We start from the raw sequence: 14,160 nt of genomic DNA, 5'->3' as shown, positions 1-14,160 counted from the left end.
CACCGTGGTGGACGGCTCGGAGGTGCTCGACGCCGGGGCGGTCAGCGCCGGGACTGGCTCGAGGCCGGGCGCGGCGGGGTGCGGCGGACGAACTCCATCCGGATCTCCGGCACGATCTTCCGGTCGAGCACGACCGTCATGTAGCGGCCGTCGACGCGGGCGCCGATCGCGACCACGTCCGGATCGGTGTCCACGCGGTAGCCGCGCAGCGCCTCCCCGTCCACGATCACCGGGACGCCCCGCACGACGTCCTCGTCGCGGAGGGCGGCGGCGACCACCGGCATCCCGCCGCGGCGGCTGCGCACGCGGCCCGGGAAGGTGTTGCGGAGCACGTCGCCCATGTGGGCCGCGAGGCGGGACTCCAGGGGCCGGCTGCGCTCGGCGGGGATCGGCACGGAGGTGCGGACCGCCTCCCAGAGCACCGGGTACCGCATCCGCGTCACCTGGTCGACCATCCACGGCGGCAGGTGGTCGTTCTCGGCGCGCTCGATCGCGCGCTTCTGCTCGGGGGTCAGCGGGACGTGGTTGACGGGGTCGGCGCGGTTGCGCGGGTTCTTGTAGAACGAGTACGAGAGCGAGATCTCGACGAAGCGGCCGAGCGCCATCGTCTGCGCCGCGGCGAACTCCTCCAGCCTCGGCTGGGGCGCGAACGCGAGGACGGGATCGCCGAAGCGAGCCGCGATCTCGTCCACCCCGGGAGGGGCGGGCATGTCGCGGACAGCTCCCGTCGTGTCCATGCGCATACGTCAAGAGTGGCCTGCCTCCCAGCCGATACCAACTTCTTGACGGAGATCGGCTTTCGGGTCGTCGTCCTTTCACCTGCCCGAAACATGCGGGAGGCAGGAGGGGTGTCTCGGCGGGCGCCTCCGGGGCTCCTCCGGGCGGCGGGCTGCGAAGATGGAGGGATGAGCGCTCTGCACGATCCCGACGTCCGCGGCTTCGCCTCCGACAACTACTCCGGAGTGCACGACGAGGTCCTCGCCGCGATCGCCGCGGCCAACGGAGCGCACCAGATCGCCTACGGCGAGGACGTCTACACCGAGCGCCTGCAGGAGGCGTTCCGCCGCGAGTTCGGCGAGCAGGCCCAGGCCTTCCCCGTCTTCAACGGCACGGGCGCCAACGTCACCGGCCTGCAGTCGATGCTGCCGCGGTGGGGCGCCGTCGTCTCGGCGGGCACCGCGCACATCACCTCCGACGAGGGCGGAGCGCCGGAAAAGGTCGGCGGGATCAAGATCCTCACGGTCCCCACGCCCGACGGCAAGCTGACCCCGGCGCTGGTCGACCAGGAGGCGTGGGGCTTCGGCGACGAGCACCGCGCCCAGCCGCTCGTGGTCTCGATCACCCAGTCCTCCGAGCTCGGCACCGTCTACACCCCGGAGGAGGTGCGCGCGCTCTCCGACCACGCGCACGGCCTCGGCATGCGGCTGCACATGGACGGGGCGCGCATCGCGAACGCCGCGGCCGCCCTCGGCCTGCCCCTGCGCTCCTTCACGACCGACGCAGGCGTCGACGTGCTCTCGTTCGGCGGCACCAAGAACGGCATCCTGCTCGGCGAGGCGATCGTCGTGCTCGACCCGGCGGCCTCGACCGGGCTGACCTTCCTCCGCAAGACCAACATGCAGCTGTCCTCCAAGATGCGCTTCATCTCGGCGCAGCTGCTCGCCCTGCTCGGCGACGGCGGCGAGGAGGAGCCCCTGTGGCTCCGCTCGGCCCGGCACGCGAACGCCATGGCGGCGCGCCTGCGCTCGGGGCTCGAGGAGGCGATCGCCGCCGGCCGGATCACCGGGCTCGAGTTCACGCAGCAGACCCAGGCCAACGCGGTGTTCGCGACGCTGCCGCCCGGAGTCGCGGACCGGCTCCGCGCCGCCTACCGCTTCTACGACTGGAACCCGGCGACCGGCGAGGTCCGCTGGGTCTGCTCCTTCGACACGACGGAGGACGACATCGACGCGTTCACGGCCGCGATCGAGCGCGAGCTGGCCGCGTGAGGGCCCGCCTCCCGCGCCTGGCGACGGTCGGCGCCGCGCTCGCCGTTCTCGTCGCGCTGACGGGCTGCACGTCGGCCGAACGCTCGGACGTCGCGGCCACCCCGTCGGCGTCCGAGACCGCCGCTCCGACTCCCTCCGCGACTCCGACGCCCTCGCCCACGCCCACGGCCTCGACCCGCCTGGGCTGCGACTCCCTCCTCCCCGCCACGCGGGCGGCCTCGGCGCTGGGGGTCTCCCGCAGCGCTCTCGAGGGCAGCCGCGAGGTGACGACGCGCTCCTCGGGCGAGCTGATCCGCGAGGCCGCGGAGGAGAACGGCGGAGTGCTCCGCTGCGCCTGGTACGACGAGGACGCCTCGATCACCGCGGCCGCGGTCGACGACGCCGCCGAGGCGTTCGCCGGCCGTCCGAGCCCGCGCCTCGAGACCGCCGTCGAGGCCTACGGCTCCTGCACCGACGGCAGCTGCGACCTGGACCTGCTCGCCGGCGCCACCTGGGTGACGCTGCAGCTGCGCGGCGCCCCCGCGGCCGTCGACCTCGCCGCGCTGGCGACCGGCACCGCCTCCGCCGCGCTCGGCACCCTCGACGAGCCGGTCACCGCGACGGCGCCCGTCTGCACCGAGGTCCTGACGGCCGAGCAGCTGTCCGGTGCCGCCGGTCTCGCGCAGGCGACCGCGGGGACGGGGACCGGGACGCCGACCACCGCGTCGGCCGCTGCCGCCGCCCGGGCCGGGTACGCCTCCTGCAGCTGGAGCGACGCCTCCAGCGCCGCCTACTCGGGCGTGACGGTCGACGCGCTCCCGAACGGCGACGACGGCTGGCGGAACCTCTCGCTGACCTCGGGCCTGGCGATCCCGCTCGAGCCGCTCGACGGCTTCGGCGAGAAGGCCCTCACCGGCTGCGCGGCGGGCGTCTGCGAGATCGACGCGCTCGCCGACGACGTGTGGTGGCGCGTGACCGTCACCGGCGACGCGGCGAAGGCCGAGGCCGTCGCCCGCGCCGTGCTCGCGAACGCCTGACCCGGGCACCCCGCTCCTCCTCCGCGAGCGGGTCAGCGCCAGTACTCGTACCAGGACGACTCGCGGCAGCCGAGGGACGCGTAGAGGCGGCGCGCGCCGACGTTCTCGGCGAGCACCTGGAGCCAGAAGCGCGCGACGCCCCGGCCGGACGCGTCCTCGAAGAGGGCGCGGATCACGGCGGAGGCGAGCCCGCGGCGCCGGGCGTCCGGCCGGGTCACCAGCGCGAAGAGGCCGCCCCAGAGCTCGCCGTCCGGCGCCGTGACGAGCGCGAGGCGGCCGGTCGCGGCCGGGCCGTCCCCGTCGACGGCGAGCGCGTAGGAGGAGGGGCAGCCCGCGAGGATGCGCTCGGCGACCGCACGCTCCTCCGCTCCACCGCGACCGTCCACCGACCACCAGAGGGCGAGCCAGTCCTCGTCGGGAGCCGGGGCGAGCCGGACGCGAGGCCGCGGCGCGGATACCGGCGGCGCGGGCCTCGACGTCGTGGACAGGGCGGCGAGCGCCTCCTGCACCGAACCCGTCAGCACGAGCGTCCGGTCGATCGGCGCGGCGCCCCGCTCGGCGAGCAGCCCGGTCAGACCGGCGGGGCTCGGCGGTCCGATCTGCACGAGGGGTGCGATCCCGTGCTCGCGGGCGAACGCCTCCGCCGTGTCGAGGGCCGCCTCCTGGTCGACGACGTCGCCGGACGCGAGCACCGAGTTCGCGCGCTTGGTGACCCCCGAGGAGGCGCGCAGCTCCCATGGGCCGAGGGGGCGCCGCACGAGCGCGGGCCAGGCGTCGGCGGCGAGGCGGTCGAGCAGGCGCGGATCCATCGGGCCACGGTAGCGGGAGCGGCGCCGGAGCCCTGTGGACGCCCCCGGAGACGACTCCGGCCCGCCGGATCCGCCGCGGACGAGCCGAGCGGGATCCTGCGGGCCGGAGGCCGTGGAGGGACGAGCCCTACATGTTGATCATGTGCCCCTTGAGGCCGTGGAAGCCCTCCTGCAGCGCCTCCGACAGCGTCGGGTGGGTGTGCACGTTGCGGGCCAGCTCGGTCGCGGTGAGGTCCCACTTCTGGGCGAGCGTGAGCTCGGGGAGCAGCTCCGAGACGTCCGGGCCGATCATGTGGGCGCCGAGGAGCTCGCCGTACTTCTTGCTCGCGATGAGCTTCACGAAGCCGGTGGGCTCGCCGAGGCCGTGGGCCTTGCCGTTCGCCATGAAGGGGAAGGTCGAGACGGTGATCTCGTGTCCCTCGTCCGTCGCCTGCTTCTCGGTGAGGCCGAAGGAGGCGATCTGCGGCTGGCAGAACGTCGCCCGCGGCATCATCCGGTAGTCGCCCAGGGTCTGGGTCTCGGCACCGGCGAGGGTCTCGGCGGCGACGACGCCCTGCGCCTCCGCGACGTGCGCGAGCTGCAGCTTCGCGGTGACGTCGCCGATGGCGTAGATGTGCGGCACGTTGGTGCGCATGTGGTCGTCGATCGCGATCGCGCCGCGCTCGGTGAGCTCGACACCCGTCTTCTCGAGGCCGAAGCCCTCGGTGCGGGGGACCCAGCCGATCGACATGAGCACCTTGTCGACCTCGAGGGTCGACTGCGTGCCGTCCTTCGCGGTGTAGGTGACCGTGACGTAGCCGTCCTTGTCGACGACCGACTCGACCTTGGTCGAGGTCAGGATCTCGACGCCGAGCTTCTTGTACTGCTTCTGGATCTCCTTGGAGACGTCCGGGTCCTCGTTGGGGAGGGCGCGGTCCATGAACTCGATGATCGTCACGTCGACGCCGTAGTTCTTGAGGACGTAGGCGAACTCCATGCCGATCGCGCCCGCGCCCACGATGGCCATCGTGTCGGGGAGCTCGCGGGTCATGATCTGGGTCTCGTAGGTGACGACGTTCTCGGAGAGCTCGACGCCGGGGAGGAGGCGGACGCTCGCGCCGGTCGCGATGATCGCGTCGTCGAAGGTCAGCGACTCCGTGCCGCCCTTGCCCAGCTGCACGTCGAGGCCCTGCGGGCCGGTGAAGGAGCCGACGCCGTCGAACTCGGCGATCTTGTTCTTCTTCATCAGGAAGTGGACGCCCTTGGTGCGGCCGTCCGCGACCGAGCGGCTGCGGTCGAACGCCGCGCCGAAGTCGAACGAGACGTCGCCCGAGATGCCGAACTGCTTCGCCTGGGTGTGGAAGAGGTGGGCGAGCTCCGCGTTGCGCAGCAGCGCCTTGGACGGGATGCAGCCGACGTTGAGGCAGACACCGCCCCAGTACTGCTTCTCGACGACGGCGACGGACTTGCCGAGCTGGGCGGCGCGGATCGCGGCCACGTATCCGCCGGGGCCTGCCCCCAGGACGACGACGTCGAAGTGCTGGGCCATGGATGATCCTCCAGAGTCGTGGATGGTGGTGCGCGGGGTGACCACGCCGTCTCCCACCGTACCGTTCCGGGGCTCGGAGGCGCCCCGCTCCTCCGTGGGCGAACGCGCGCGCGGGCGCCTGCCGTGCGCGCGCGGGAATGCCCGCGGGGCGGGGACGGTTGGGCTCCACGGGCGACGGAGCCCCTCCCCCCAGTCCCCCGCACGGAAGAAGCCCCGCGATGTCCGCCACCGCCTCCCGCACCGCCAGCACCAGCGCCCCGATCCTCGACGTCCTCGCGGAGCGCTGGAGCCCCCGCTCCTACGACGCGACCGCGACCGTCTCCGACGAGACCCTCGCGTCCCTCCTCGAGGCCGCGCGCTGGTCCCCGTCCGCCAGCAACTCGCAGCCGTGGCGCTTCATCGTCGCCCGCCGCGGAACCGACGAGTTCGACCGCATCGTCGCGACGCTCGCCGGCTTCAACGGCGCCTGGGCCGGCTCCGCCGCCGTCCTGGTCGTCGCGCTCGCCGAGACCGTCGACTCCGAGGGGAAGCCGCGCCCCTGGGCCGTCTACGACCTCGGCCAGTCGATCGCCCACCTCAGCGTCCAGGCGCACCACGAGGGCCTGCACGTGCACCAGATGGCCGGCTTCGACAAGGACGCCGTCCGCGCCGCGTTCGGCGTCGACGAGCGCTTCGACCCGGTGACGATCGCCGCGGTGGGAGTCGCGGCCGACGCCGACGCGCTGGCGAACGAGGCCCTCCGCGAGCGCGAGACCGCGCCGCGCACCCGCCTGCCCCTCGAGGAGCTCGTGCTCGTCCAGGCGTAGCCCTCCCGCGGAAGGCCTCCTCCGTCCGCGGACCGGGGAGGCCTTCCGCGTCCCACCCCTGTGTTACTCCCCGTGTCGGTCCCCGCTGTGCCGCCGGGAGCCTCTCCGTACGATCGGACGATCCGCCCGTCCGTCCCGCTGCCCGGAGAGACATGCCCGCCACCCCCGCCGCCCGCACGAGCCTGGCCTTCGACGCCGAGCTCGGCCAGTCGGCGTTCCCCGTGCGCTTCGAGGGGGTCGGCCGCACCTTCGCGCCCGGGGCCCCCGTGCTGACGGATGTGACGCTCGAGGCCGCCGCGGGCGAGGTCATCGCGATCCTCGGCCCGAGCGGCTGCGGCAAGTCCACGCTGCTGCGCATCGCGGCGGGCCTGGACACCGCCTCCGAGGGGTCCGTCCTCATCGACGGCGCCCCCGTCTCCGGCATCGACCCGCGCTGCGCGGTGGCGTTCCAGGAGCCGCGGCTGCTGCCCTGGCGGAGCATCGCCGACAACGTCGCGCTCGGCCTGCCGCGCGGCACCCCGCGCCCGGCGGCCCGCGCCGCCGTCGACGAGCTGCTCTCGCTGGTCGGCCTCACCGCGCACGCCCGCTCGCGGCCCCGCGAGGTGTCCGGAGGGATGGCCCAGCGCGCCTCCCTCGCCCGCGCCCTCGCCCGGAACCCCGGCGTGCTCCTCCTGGACGAGCCCTTCGGGGCGCTCGACGCGCTGACCCGCCTGCGGATGCAGGACCTGCTGCTCGACGTGCACGCGGCGGCTCCAACGACGATCCTGCTCGTCACCCACGACGTCGACGAGGCCCTCCAGCTGGCCGACCGCATCGTGCTCCTCGGGCGCGACGAGCCCGGAGGCGTCTCGCGCATCCAGCGGATCGTCACCGTCCCCGGAGCGCGGCCGCGCGACCGCGGCTCGGCGGAGCTCGCCGAGCACCGGGCCGAGCTCCTCGCGGGGCTGGGCATCGAGCGGCACTGACCCCGGGCGGATCGACCCGCATCCCTCCACCCGGGCGGCACGGTCCGGGCGGCACGACCTCCCTCCCCAGCCACCTCCTCCTCCCGCTCTCCACCGCACGAGCACCTCCCCGCACCGCCCCTCCCCTGCAGCGTCCACACTCGCTGTCACCGCATCCCCGAAGCCGAGGCCCCCATGTCGTTCACCAGCTCCCCGCTCACCCGCCGCACCGCTCTCGCCGGTCTGCTCACCGCCGCCGCCGTCCCGCTCCTCGCGGGCTGCGTGCAGGGCGAGGGCGGAGGAGGAGCGGCGGCCGCGACCGCCGACGCCGCCTCCGGAGGAACTCAGGGCGGCACGCTCACGCTCGACTTCGCGACGTACAACCCGCTGAGCCTGGTCATCAAGGAGAAGGGCTGGCTCGAGGCCGCCCTCGCCGAGCAGCAGGTCACCGTCGCCTGGGTGCAGTCGGCCGGCTCCAACAAGGCCAACGAGGCCCTGCGCGCCGGAGCGATCGACGTCGGCTCCACCGCCGGCTCGGCCGCACTGCTCGCCCGCTCGAACGGCTCGCCGATCAGGACGATCGACATCTTCTCGCAGCCGGAGTGGTCGGCCCTCGTCGTCCCCGCCGGCTCGGCGATCACGTCGGTCGAGCAGCTCAAGGGCAAGCAGATCGCGGCCACCAAGGGCACCGACCCGTACTTCTTCCTGGTGCAGGCGCTCGAGGCCGCCGGCCTGGGTATCGGCGACGTGACGGTGCAGAACCTGCAGCACGCCGACGGCTGGGCGGCGCTGCAGAACGGCTCCGTCGACGCCTGGGCGGGCCTGGACCCGATCATGGCCGGCGCCGAGGCGGCCGGGGCGACCCTGCTCTACCGCAACGTCGACTTCAACTCCTACGGCCTGCTCAACGCGACCGAGAGCTTCCTCGCCGAGAAGCCGGACCTCGCGCAGACCGTCGTGAACGCGTACGAGCACGCCCGCGCCTGGGCGCTCGAGAACCAGGACGAGACGGCGAGCATCCTCGCCTCCGTCGCCGGCCTCGACGTGGCGGTGGCGACGACGGTCATCACCGAGCGCAGCAACCTCGACGTCGACAACGTCCCCGGCTCCGCGCAGACCGACGTGCTCGCCGTGATCGGCCCGATCTTCGTCGAGAACGGCGACGTCGCCTCGCAGCAGCAGGTCGACGACGCGCTCGACTCGCTGCTCGACGACACCTACGCCTCGGCGGCCGACCCGAGCGCCATCGGCGCCTGAGGGTCCGGCCCTCCGCCCCCGACCCCGTGATCCGAGGAGACCGACGATGACGATCCGCGACGACGACACCGCGACCGACGCCGATGTGCTGCGGCGGAGCGCGCTGTCCGCGCCGATGCCGGGTGAGCCCGGACTCGTGACGGCGGGCCCGTCGGTCGCGGCCTCCCAGCGCCGCCTCCGCGAGGACCGCTCCCATCCGCTCACCACGCGACGGTGGTTCGTGGTCGCGGGAGGCGCGATCCTGCCCGTGCTGCTGCTCGCCGCCTGGCAGATCGCGACGACGACCGGGATGGTCTCGGTGGCGGTCTTCCCCTCGCCCGCGATGGTCTGGGCGGCCGGCGTCGACCTCGCCCAGCGCGGCGACCTCGGCCGGGACGTCGCCATCTCGACGCAGCGCGTGCTCATCGGGTTCGCGCTCGGCTCGGCGCTCGGGCTCGTGGTCGGCGCGCTCTTCGGGCTCTCCCGCGTCTGGGAGGTCGTCCTCGGCCCGACCCTCGGCGCGATCCGGGCGGTCCCGTCGCTGGCCTGGGTCCCGCTGCTGCTGCTCTGGATGGGCATCGGCGAGGAGTCGAAGATCACCCTGATCACGATCGGCGCGTTCTTCCCCGTCTTCACCACGGTGGCCACGGCGCTCGGCCATGTCGACCGGCACCTCGTCGAGGCCGGCCGCGCCTTCGGGCTCTCGGGCGTCCGGCTCTTCACGACGGTGCAGCTGCCCGCGGTGATCCCCTCCGTGATCTCCGGGCTGCGCCTCGCGCTCGCCCAGTCGTGGCTGTTCCTGGTCGCCTCCGAGCTCATCGCGTCCTCGATGGGCCTGGGCTTCCGCCTCATCGACAGCCAGAACAACGGCCGGATCGACCGGGTGTTCCTGGCGATCGTCCTGCTGGCCGTGCTGGGCAAGCTCACCGATGCCGTCGTCGGCGTGTTCCAGCGCTACGCCGTGAGGAAGTGGGCGTGAGCGCCGGGGAGGGAGCTCCGAGCGTGAGCGGGACGATCGCCAACCTGCTCGACGAGCACCGCCGGTTCCCCCCGCCCGCGGCCTTCGCCGCCCAGGCGAACGCGGGCGCGGAGGAGTACTCGCGAGCCGCCGCCGATCCGATCGCGTTCTGGGAGGAGGCGGCCCGCCGCCTGGAGTGGGCGGAGCCGTGGCACACCGCCCACAGCTGGGAGCCTGCCGCTCCGCTGCCCGACGGCTCGCTTTCGGTGCCGCGCACGACCTGGTTCGAGGGCGGACGGCTGAACGTGGCCGTCAACTGCGTCGACCGCCACGTGGACGCGGGACGCGGCGGGAAGACCGCCCTCCACTTCGAGGGCGAGCGCGGCGACCGGCGGTCGATCACCTACGCCGAGCTCCAGCGCGAGGTCTCCCGCGCCGCGAACGCGCTGACCGCGCTCGGGATCGGGAAGGGCGACCGCGTCGTCGTCTATCTCCCGGTGATCCCCGAGACCATCGTCATCACGCTCGCGATCGCGCGGATCGGAGCGATCCACTCGCTCGTCTTCGGCGGCTTCTCCGCCGAGGCGGTGCGGTTCCGCGTGGAGGACACCGGCGCGAAGCTCCTGGTCACCACGGACGGGCAGTTCCGGCGCGGAGCGGCGGTGCCGGTCAAGGCGAGCGCCGACCGGGCGGTCGAGGGCGTCGCGTCGATCGAGCACGTCCTCGTCGTCCGCCGCACCGATGAGACCGACGTCCCGTGGACCCCGGGCCGCGACGTCTGGTGGCACGAGCTGGTCGATGCGCAGAGCGACGTCCACGAGGCCGAGGCCTTCGACTCCGAGACGCCGCTGTTCATCATCTACACCTCCGGCACGACCGGGAAGCCCAAGGGGCTGGTGCACACCAGCGGCGGCTACCTCACGCAGGCCTCCTGGACGCACTGGGCCGTGTTCGACGCGAAGCCGGACGACGTGCACTGGTGCACCGCCGACCTCGCCTGGGTCACCGCGCACACCTACGAGATCTACGGACCGCTCTCGAACGGGCTCACCCAGGTGATCTACGAGGGCACCCCGAGCACCCCGCACACCGCCCGGCACTTCGAGATCATCGAGCGGTACGGGGTGACCGTCTACTACACGGCGCCGACGCTGATCCGAACGCTGATGACCTGGTTCCCCGAGGGCGTGCCCGCCCGGTACGACCTGTCGAGCCTGCGCCTGCTCGGCACCGTCGGCGAGTCCATCAACCCCGAGGCCTGGGTCTGGTTCCACGAGGCGATCGGCGGCGGACGCTGCCCGATCGTCGACACCTGGTGGCAGTCCGAGACCGGCGCCGCGGTGATGTGCCCGCTGCCGGGCGTCTCGACCCTCAAGCCGGGCTCGTCGCTCGGAGCCCTGCCCGGGCTCGGCGTCCTCGTGGTGGACGAGCACGGCGAGCGGGTGCCGAACGGCTCCGGCGGCTACCTCGTGGTCGACCGGACCGGGCCGGCGCTCGCCCGCACCGTGTGGGGCGACCCGGAGCGGTACCGCGACTCCTACTGGGCCCGCTACGCGTCCCAGGGGTGGTTCTTCTCCGGGGACGGCGCGAAGTACGACGCCGACGGCGACGTCTGGGTGCTGGGCCGCGTCGACGACGTCATCAACGTCTCCGGGCACCGCCTGTCCACGATCGAGATCGAGTCGGCACTCGTCGCCCATCCGGCCGTCGGCGAGGCCGGAGTCGTCGGAGTCGCCGACGCGACGACCGGCCAGGCCATCGCGGCGTTCGTCATCCCCTCCGACGAGGCCGTCGACCGCGCCGAGGAGGACCCGGCCTACTGGGCCGCGCTCGGCTCGACGCTCTCGGCGCTCCTGCGCGACCACGTGGCGGTCGCGATCGGTCCGATCGCCAAGCCGCGCGACGTGGTGGTGGTGCCGGATCTGCCCAAGACCCGCTCCGGCAAGATCATGCGGCGGCTGCTCGGCGACATCCGCGACGGCCGCCCGCTCGGAGACGTGACGAGCCTCCAGGACGACACCGTCCCGGCTCGCATCGCCCGCATCGTCGCCGAGCGCGGGTAGGCGCCGCGCCAGTCGGACGAGACGGGCGGACCCTGTTTCGGGGAGGCGTCGGGAGCCTGCGCGTCCGCGGCGAGGAGGGGCCGCCGGGGAGCATCCGGAGTAGCGTGAAGCCGTGCGCGACGTCCAACAGCAGATCATCTCCGAGCTCCACGTCTCCCCCGCCGTCGATCCGGCCGTCGAGGTCGAACGGCGCAGCGGATTCCTCGCCGACTACCTCCGCAGCACCGGCGCGAAGGGCCTCGTCCTCGGCATCAGCGGCGGCCAGGACTCGAGCCTCGCCGGGCGCCTCTGCCAGCTCGCGGTCGAGCAGGTCCGCGCGAGCGGCGGCGACGCCTCCTTCATCGCGGTCCGCCTGCCGTACAAGGTGCAGGCCGACGAGGAGGACGCCCAGCTCGCCCTCACGTTCATCCGCCCGGACCGCCAGGTCGTCTTCGACATCCACCAGGGCGTCGCCGGCGTGGCCGCAGCATTCGGCGACGCGGTCGACGAGCCGATCAGCGACTTCGTGAAGGGCAACGTGAAGGCGCGGATGCGGATGATCGCGCAGTACGCGATCGCCGGCCAGGCCGGGATGCTCGTCGTCGGGACCGACCACGCGGCCGAGGCGGTCACCGGCTTCTTCACGAAGTACGGCGACGGCGGCGCCGACGTCCTCCCGCTCACCGGCCTCACCAAGCGGCAGGGGCGCTCGCTCCTCGAGCACCTGGACGCACCGGCCCGGCTCTACGAGAAGGCGCCGACGGCGGATCTGCTCGACGACAACCCCGGCCAGACCGACGAGACGAACCTCGGGCTCACCTACGCCGACCTCGACACGTACCTCGAGGGCGGCGAGGTCGACCGGGCCGTCGCCGAGGCCATCGAGGCGCGGTACGCCGCGACCGAGCACAAGCGCCAGGTGCCGCTGTCGATGTTCGACGACTGGTGGCGCTGAGCCGCCGCTGACCGCTGCCAGCGGCCGGCAGCTCAGGACCGCACGGGGCCCCGCTGAGGCGGGGCTCCCGTGCGTCCGGCGCGGAACCGATGCGAGGACCGGACCCGCCGCGGTATCAGGAGTCGGCGCGGGCGTTGTAGACGAGCACCTCGCCGGAGTCGACGGAGGCGCGGTAGGCGCGGAACACGTCGAGGGCCTCGTCGCGGAGCACGCCGTCGACGACCTCGATGCCGCGGGCCTCGAACTGCGCGGCCCAGTCCTCGCGCATCGGCCCCTCGTCGAAGGTGCTGATCTCCTCGAGCTCGGGGCCGGAGCCCGCGACGACCAGGCGGCGCACCCCCGACCACATCGTCGCTCCGTAGCACTGCACGCACGGGCGCCAGTTGACGACCAGGTCGTGCGCGGGGAGGCCCTCGCCGCCGAGGTCCCAGGTGCCGAGCGCGGTCTGCGCGAGACCGAGCGCCGTCACCTCGGCGTGGCCGGACGAGACCCCGCTGCCGAGGACGACGTTCACTCCGACCGAGACGAGACGACCGGAGTCGCGCTCGACGACGATCGCCGCGAACGGGCCGCCGTTCCCCTCGCGGAAGTTACGGTCGGCGAGCGCGTGCACGAGGGCCATCCGGTCCTCGAGGCTCGGGAGGACCTCGGGGACGTCGCGGAGGGCGTCGCCGATCCAGGCGGGCAGGGCGATCTCGTAGCGGGTGGCGAGGCGGTCGATGTCCATGGGTCCTCCGGGAGACGGGGCGGGGCGGGGCGGCGGGCGGAGAGGGATGCGCGGCAGGCACGGCACAAATGACGCGCGGGCGGCGGCGGCCGTCGCCCCTCAGCCTCGCAGTGCCGAGCGCCGGAGACGGAATCGGCCCGGCGCGTCGACGCGGAGGTCAGGCGAGGAGGGCCTCGCCGAGCGCCGCGGCCTGCGCCGCCCAAAAGCGCTTCGCCACGCCGGTCCGGCGGAACAGGGCGTCGAAGCCGTGGAAGGCGCCCTCCACGATCTCGAGCCCGCACGGCACTCCGGCCGCGCGCAGGCGCTCGGCGTAGCGGACGTCCTCGTCGTGGAAGAGGTCGAGGCCGCCGACGCCGATCCAGGCCGGCGGCAGGCCCGTGAGGTCGTCGCGGCGGGCGGGGGCGGCGTAGGCCGTGACGCCGGGGCCGCCGGGCTCGCCGGCGAGGTAGGCGGTCCAGCCGAAGCGGTTGCTGCCCGGGGTCCAGACGCGGACTCCGCGCGGAGGAGGACCGGGCCGGGTGACGGTGCGGTCGTCGAGCATCGGGTAGACGAGCAGCTGGAACGCGGGCTGCGCTCCTCCGCGGTCGTGGGCGAGGAGGGTCGCACCCGCGGCGATGCCGCCGCCCGCGCTCGCGCCTCCGACGGCGATGCGCGCCGGGTCGACGCCGCGCTCCTGCGCGTGCTCGACGAGCCAGTCGAACGCGGCCAGCACGTCCTCGACGGCAGCCGGGGCCGGATGCGCGGGCGCGAGGCGGTAGTCGACGGAGACGACCGTGATGCCCAGGGTGCGGGCGAAGTCGATGCAGGACGCCTCGTCCTGGAGGTGGCTGCCGAGCACCATGCCGCCGCCGTGCACCCAGAGGAGCGCGGGAGCGGTACCGCGGAGGATGCGCGGCCGATAGCTGCGGGCCCGGACGGGAGCGGCTCCGGCGACGGGGATCTCGACGTCGTCGACCACGATGTCAGGCGGAGCCTCGCCTCCCTCGGCGGCGCGTCGCGTGGCGAGGCGCAGCAGTCGCGGGCCGAGGACGATCGGCGGGAGGAAGCGGCCGAGCGCGAGGTCGGGGTGGAAGAGGGGCGCCGTCGCGGCGGTGCGGGCTGACGCGGTCATGCGCGGGAGGCTACTCCTCGCGACCGTGCCGGCGCCCCTC

The 14,160-nt window shown here is 73.8% G+C and carries 13 protein-coding genes; 8 read left to right on the top strand and 5 right to left on the bottom strand.

Annotated elements, in window-relative coordinates; all coding sequences use genetic code 11:
* Nucleotides 1-41: 41 nt before the first annotated feature.
* Nucleotides 42-737, bottom strand: coding sequence for a hypothetical protein (locus tag C5B95_RS08985; RefSeq protein WP_104225730.1), 696 nt, complete (start codon nt 735-737; stop codon nt 42-44).
* A gap of 168 nt (nt 738-905) precedes the next feature.
* Between C5B95_RS08985 and C5B95_RS08980 the strand changes: the two genes are divergently transcribed.
* The gene (locus C5B95_RS08980) at nt 906-1,988 is read left to right on the top strand and encodes a low specificity L-threonine aldolase (protein ID WP_104348981.1); all 1,083 of its coding nucleotides are present in this window, start codon (nt 906-908) and stop codon (nt 1,986-1,988) included.
* Nucleotides 1,985-3,004, top strand: a complete 1,020-nt coding sequence (locus tag C5B95_RS17465) for a hypothetical protein (protein WP_181068037.1) — start codon at nt 1,985-1,987, stop codon at nt 3,002-3,004. The genes C5B95_RS08980 and C5B95_RS17465 overlap by 4 nt, the downstream gene beginning before the upstream one ends.
* 32 nt (nt 3,005-3,036) lie before the next feature.
* Here the strand turns inward: C5B95_RS17465 and C5B95_RS08970 are convergent, their stop codons facing one another.
* Together C5B95_RS08970 and lpdA are read right to left on the bottom strand one after the other, a co-directional pair.
* The gene (locus tag C5B95_RS08970; RefSeq protein ID WP_104348980.1) at nt 3,037-3,813 is read right to left on the bottom strand and encodes a GNAT family N-acetyltransferase; all 777 of its coding nucleotides are present in this window, start codon (nt 3,811-3,813) and stop codon (nt 3,037-3,039) included.
* Between the two features lie 127 nt (nt 3,814-3,940).
* Entirely contained in the window at nt 3,941-5,341 is a 1,401-nt protein-coding gene (gene lpdA, locus C5B95_RS08965; RefSeq protein WP_104348979.1) for a dihydrolipoyl dehydrogenase, read from the bottom strand.
* Nucleotides 5,342-5,559: 218 nt separating this feature from the next.
* Here lpdA and C5B95_RS08960 point away from each other — a divergent pair, with 218 nt between their 5' ends.
* From C5B95_RS08960 to nadE, 6 genes are all read left to right on the top strand, one after another.
* The gene (locus C5B95_RS08960) at nt 5,560-6,147 is read left to right on the top strand and encodes a nitroreductase family protein (RefSeq protein WP_104348978.1); all 588 of its coding nucleotides are present in this window, start codon (nt 5,560-5,562) and stop codon (nt 6,145-6,147) included.
* 152 nt (nt 6,148-6,299) lie between these two features.
* Nucleotides 6,300-7,112, top strand: a complete 813-nt coding sequence (locus C5B95_RS08955) for an ABC transporter ATP-binding protein (RefSeq protein WP_104348977.1) — start codon at nt 6,300-6,302, stop codon at nt 7,110-7,112.
* 174 nt (nt 7,113-7,286) lie between these two features.
* Nucleotides 7,287-8,348, top strand: coding sequence for an aliphatic sulfonate ABC transporter substrate-binding protein (locus tag C5B95_RS08950; RefSeq protein WP_104250694.1), 1,062 nt, complete (start codon nt 7,287-7,289; stop codon nt 8,346-8,348).
* Between the two features lie 46 nt (nt 8,349-8,394).
* The gene (locus C5B95_RS08945) at nt 8,395-9,306 is read left to right on the top strand and encodes an ABC transporter permease (RefSeq protein WP_258059892.1); all 912 of its coding nucleotides are present in this window, start codon (nt 8,395-8,397) and stop codon (nt 9,304-9,306) included.
* Between the two features lie 23 nt (nt 9,307-9,329).
* The gene (gene acs, locus C5B95_RS08940) at nt 9,330-11,348 is read left to right on the top strand and encodes an acetate--CoA ligase (protein WP_104349013.1); all 2,019 of its coding nucleotides are present in this window, start codon (nt 9,330-9,332) and stop codon (nt 11,346-11,348) included.
* A gap of 112 nt (nt 11,349-11,460) precedes the next feature.
* Nucleotides 11,461-12,282 (top strand): ammonia-dependent NAD(+) synthetase, encoded by an 822-nt coding sequence (nadE, locus tag C5B95_RS08935; protein WP_104348976.1) that lies wholly within the window; start codon nt 11,461-11,463, stop codon nt 12,280-12,282.
* Between the two features lie 115 nt (nt 12,283-12,397).
* Here nadE and C5B95_RS08930 read toward each other — a convergent pair whose 3' ends face one another.
* Together C5B95_RS08930 and C5B95_RS08925 are read right to left on the bottom strand one after the other, a co-directional pair.
* Nucleotides 12,398-13,009, bottom strand: coding sequence for a nucleoside deaminase (locus C5B95_RS08930; protein ID WP_181027247.1), 612 nt, complete (start codon nt 13,007-13,009; stop codon nt 12,398-12,400).
* 157 nt (nt 13,010-13,166) lie between these two features.
* Nucleotides 13,167-14,120 (bottom strand): alpha/beta hydrolase, encoded by a 954-nt coding sequence (locus C5B95_RS08925; RefSeq protein ID WP_104222822.1) that lies wholly within the window; start codon nt 14,118-14,120, stop codon nt 13,167-13,169.
* Nucleotides 14,121-14,160: the final 40 nt, after the last annotated feature.

It is taken from the genome of Rathayibacter sp. AY1A7, from assembly GCF_002930845.1.
Lineage (GTDB): Bacteria > Actinomycetota > Actinomycetes > Actinomycetales > Microbacteriaceae > Rathayibacter.
Note: the sequence above shows the minus strand (reverse complement) of the source record. Positions and strands in the feature narration are given on the sequence as shown.

What these genes read in the sequence shown, in the direction of transcription:
- C5B95_RS08945 (WP_258059892.1), top strand. Translation starts at nt 8,395, where the DNA reads ATGACGATCCGCGACGACGACACCGCGACCGACGCCGATGTGCTGCGG.
- C5B95_RS08985 (WP_104225730.1), bottom strand. Translation starts at nt 737, where the DNA reads ATGGACACGACGGGAGCTGTCCGCGACATGCCCGCCCCTCCCGGGGTG.
- C5B95_RS08950 (WP_104250694.1), top strand. Translation starts at nt 7,287, where the DNA reads ATGTCGTTCACCAGCTCCCCGCTCACCCGCCGCACCGCTCTCGCCGGT.
- C5B95_RS08930 (WP_181027247.1), bottom strand. Translation starts at nt 13,009, where the DNA reads ATGGACATCGACCGCCTCGCCACCCGCTACGAGATCGCCCTGCCCGCC.
- C5B95_RS08925 (WP_104222822.1), bottom strand. Translation starts at nt 14,120, where the DNA reads ATGACCGCGTCAGCCCGCACCGCCGCGACGGCGCCCCTCTTCCACCCC.
- C5B95_RS08980 (WP_104348981.1), top strand. Translation starts at nt 906, where the DNA reads ATGAGCGCTCTGCACGATCCCGACGTCCGCGGCTTCGCCTCCGACAAC.
- C5B95_RS08970 (WP_104348980.1), bottom strand. Translation starts at nt 3,813, where the DNA reads ATGGATCCGCGCCTGCTCGACCGCCTCGCCGCCGACGCCTGGCCCGCG.
- C5B95_RS08955 (WP_104348977.1), top strand. Translation starts at nt 6,300, where the DNA reads ATGCCCGCCACCCCCGCCGCCCGCACGAGCCTGGCCTTCGACGCCGAG.
- C5B95_RS08960 (WP_104348978.1), top strand. Translation starts at nt 5,560, where the DNA reads ATGTCCGCCACCGCCTCCCGCACCGCCAGCACCAGCGCCCCGATCCTC.
- lpdA (WP_104348979.1), bottom strand. Translation starts at nt 5,341, where the DNA reads ATGGCCCAGCACTTCGACGTCGTCGTCCTGGGGGCAGGCCCCGGCGGA.